This is a genomic window from Streptomyces sp. NPDC001728, assembly GCF_040297565.1.
Lineage (GTDB): Bacteria > Actinomycetota > Actinomycetes > Streptomycetales > Streptomycetaceae > Streptomyces.
The window spans coordinates 1-2,971 of the sequence record NZ_JBEOZK010000048.1 but is presented as its reverse complement, the minus strand read 5'-3'; the positions used below and the strand labels follow the sequence as shown (position 1 = coordinate 2,971).

Genomic DNA, 2,971 nt, shown 5'->3' with positions numbered 1-2,971 from the left:
ATTGGCAGTGCGCCTGCCGGTGGTGGTGCGGCAGGATCAAGGCATTGATCACGACCACCCTGGGGGGCATGGTGCAGGAACTCCGCTTCGATGAGAACATCCGGTTCGCTGTGGAGGTGAGCGGGGATCAGGTGGCTCTGCGTCCCGCGCTCGGCGGCCATGAGCTGTTCGTCCCGCTCGCTGTCTCTGTGCCGACGTTTGTCAAGGCGGGCAGAATTCTCGCGCTTGAGGTCGAACTGTTCGGCTTCGGCGCTGTGCCTGGTCAGCGGTCGCGGCTCGCCCGGTACACCACCAGCCTGCCGTACACCGAGCAGATACTGATTCACCGCCTGAACCTGTCGTTCCCGCTGACCTCGCGCCAGGTGTACGCGGTGAACGAGGGGCGCCAGGGGGACATCGCGTTCGAGATCACGATGCGGGCGACGTTGCCCCGAGCAAGTGGGTATCCCGGCTCCACAGAGGAATCCCTGCGGTTCACCGTCGCCAAGAGCCGCTGGGAGGACCAGCTCGCGCAGCTGGGCCCTTCGGCGGCCTACGAGATGGCCGTCCCGTATCCGCTCGGCGATCCCGAGCGGGACAAGGTGGGCCGCACCTTGCGGGAAGCCCAGCGGCTTCTGAACGCCAGCGAGATCCTTCCGGCGATTCTGCAGATCCGGCTGGCACTGGAATGGGTGCAGCAGAACTGCGGATGGGACAGAGCCAGCCAGGGCAAGCGCGCACGTGATTGCAGCCAGTCCGAGCGCTGGTGGCGGATCCTGGACTCCCTGTACAGCCAGACCTGCGGAGCGCTCCACGACGACGAGATCACCCGTGACTTCGAATACAGCCGTGCCGAAGCCGAGACTCTGCTGGCAATGACAGCCGCGCTGCTGCGCAATGTGCCGGGCAAGCAGGCCGAGTAGCTGCCGGGGCGACCACACGCTCGTGAGGTCGTGCCCGCCGGTACCCCGGTGTGCGTGCCCGTCCCGATCCGGTATGCCTGTGTCGTGACCGCACCCAACACCGTCGACCTCGACGACCCCGCCACGTGGCCGACCGATCTCTCCGACCTGATCGCCGAACTCGCTTCCGCCGTCCCCGGAGAGCTCGACACCGGGAGTGACCTCCACAATGAGGTCAGCGAGCTTGCCAAGCACGACGACCAGGTCCGCGAGATGCTCGCCGGACGCCTGCTACGCACGTACCATGCGACCCGGCTCCTCGATCACGAGATCGAGGACGTCCGGGCGTGCGGCCTGCGCGCCCTGACCGAGGGCTCCCTGGCCGAGAGGGTGGACAGGGCGATCAAGGCGGGCAGCATCCCCGCGCGCTATCTAAACGCGCTGTGTGAATCGACCGCGCTCGTCCACGAGCCGCTGCACGCGGTGCGGCATCGGTTCGGAGAGGTGAGTATGGTCAGCTCTCGACAGCCGCTCGCGAAGACGTGGCCCCACCGGTTGCTGTCCAACTGGGGCGGAGAGGTCCGGCAGTTCGGCCCCGTCTGGACGGACAGTGAGTTTGAGAGTATCCGCAGCCTCGGGCGCCCATCGCTGATCATCGCGGGTATCGACGTTTCAACTCCACCCGCCGCGGGTACGGGTCGGGAACTCATCTTCGACTTCATCGGTATCCACCTCGGCGTGGACGGCAACGGCATCACCATCCACTACACCGCCGACATCCCTGGTGAACAGATCGTGGACGTCTGCCACCCTGGTCACCCCGAGTACGACCGGCACCCCCACTTCCCGAAGCGGTAGCCGGTCCGCTGTCCCGGTTCGAGAATGCCAGAGACCACCCATGGCAGACGATCACGTGCTAACGATCTACGGCCGGACCAGTGCGACCAGCTCACCGAGACAGCACGCTGGCCCTGTTGACCAGCGGAAATCACGTTGGCGGGCTCAATGAGACGAGCTGCTGCCATCCAGGACGGCCCTGGCAGCAGCGAGGAACTCCTCTTGGGCCTCCAAGAGTTGCGCCTCGGTCCCCTGTCGCTCTTCGCGGACCAAGTCCGGGTGTCTCAGGCTGGTGTGGAGGAAGGTCAGTCCCTGCTTGCGAAGAGACTCGGGTATCTGCATCAGCTTGGCGAACGCGACGTCTTGCAGGTCGCGGATCTGTGATGGCGATGAGCGCACGCGTAGTTCTGTTTCCAGAGCCGTCGGGCCGTCAGGGTACACATGAATCTGCGCCCTGACGACGTCCATGGCTTCGACAAACTCACTCAGCGGATCGTCTACGGCGAGGCCGGCGCGTGCAGTCCGGATGCTGTGAGCGGCCTCATCTGCCTCTGCCCTTAGTTCACGCACGTCAATGAATCGCTGGCAGTGACGAACGAGAGCCTCTGCCTTGACGGCAGGCTGCTCTGGGCCTTCCAAGGAGACGACGAGAGCGGCCTCCTGGGTCGCAATCCGAGCCTCGGCAAGAGCGGTGCGCTGCGCCGGAAACACCCCGCGAGACACGCGGTCTTCGACGGAGCCTTCAGTCAGCAGTCGGCCAGCGGTACGCGCCTGGTGGGCGGCCAAGAGCAGTGCCGTATAGGCCTCTCGCCGTAGCCCGCGTCGCCAGTGGGAGTGCGCGTTGACGGCTTCGGCCCGCACAGTATCGAGAGCAGCGCGGTAACTGGCCTCTGCCTGGGCGAATCCAGCGCGACTTGACTGCTCTGCGGCACGTATGGCTGCCTTCATCTGCCAACGGCCTACAACGAGCGCAGTTGGGACCCCAACGGCAGCAACGACAGCGGCGGCTATGGCCCCAAATCCTTGAAGATCCATCCCGTGATCTTCACGTACGTGGTGGGTTGACCGTGCAGGGATTCGACAAAGTCACCAGCTTCCGGTTCATGACGAGCTGCCAGGTCAGTCGGCCTGGGAAAATGAAACAGGGCTCGACACCCCGTGACCTGCCGGGAAGACTGTATCTGCCGAAGTGCCATCGCTGGTCCGGCCTGCCCTTGGCCAACTCCGGGAGTATCCAGACACCGACATCCCGA

Annotated in this window: 3 protein-coding genes; 2 read left to right on the top strand and 1 reads right to left on the bottom strand. The window is 65.1% G+C overall.

The window, feature by feature from the left end; translation table 11 throughout:
* Positions 1 to 902 (top strand): hypothetical protein (locus ABT154_RS33845; protein WP_351862218.1); only part of this gene is annotated, 902 nt, incomplete at its 5' end.
* A gap of 84 nt (positions 903 to 986) precedes the next feature.
* Positions 987 to 1,739: a hypothetical protein gene (locus ABT154_RS33840; protein ID WP_351862216.1), complete on the top strand. Its 753-nt coding sequence runs from the start codon at positions 987 to 989 to the stop codon at positions 1,737 to 1,739.
* A 144-nt stretch (positions 1,740 to 1,883) separates the two neighbouring features.
* Here ABT154_RS33840 and ABT154_RS33835 read toward each other — a convergent pair whose 3' ends face one another.
* Positions 1,884 to 2,504 carry a hypothetical protein gene (locus ABT154_RS33835; RefSeq protein ID WP_351862214.1) on the bottom strand — a complete coding sequence of 207 codons (621 nt, stop codon included), beginning with the start codon at positions 2,502 to 2,504 and terminating at the stop codon, positions 1,884 to 1,886.
* Between the last annotated feature and the right edge of the window lie 467 nt (positions 2,505 to 2,971).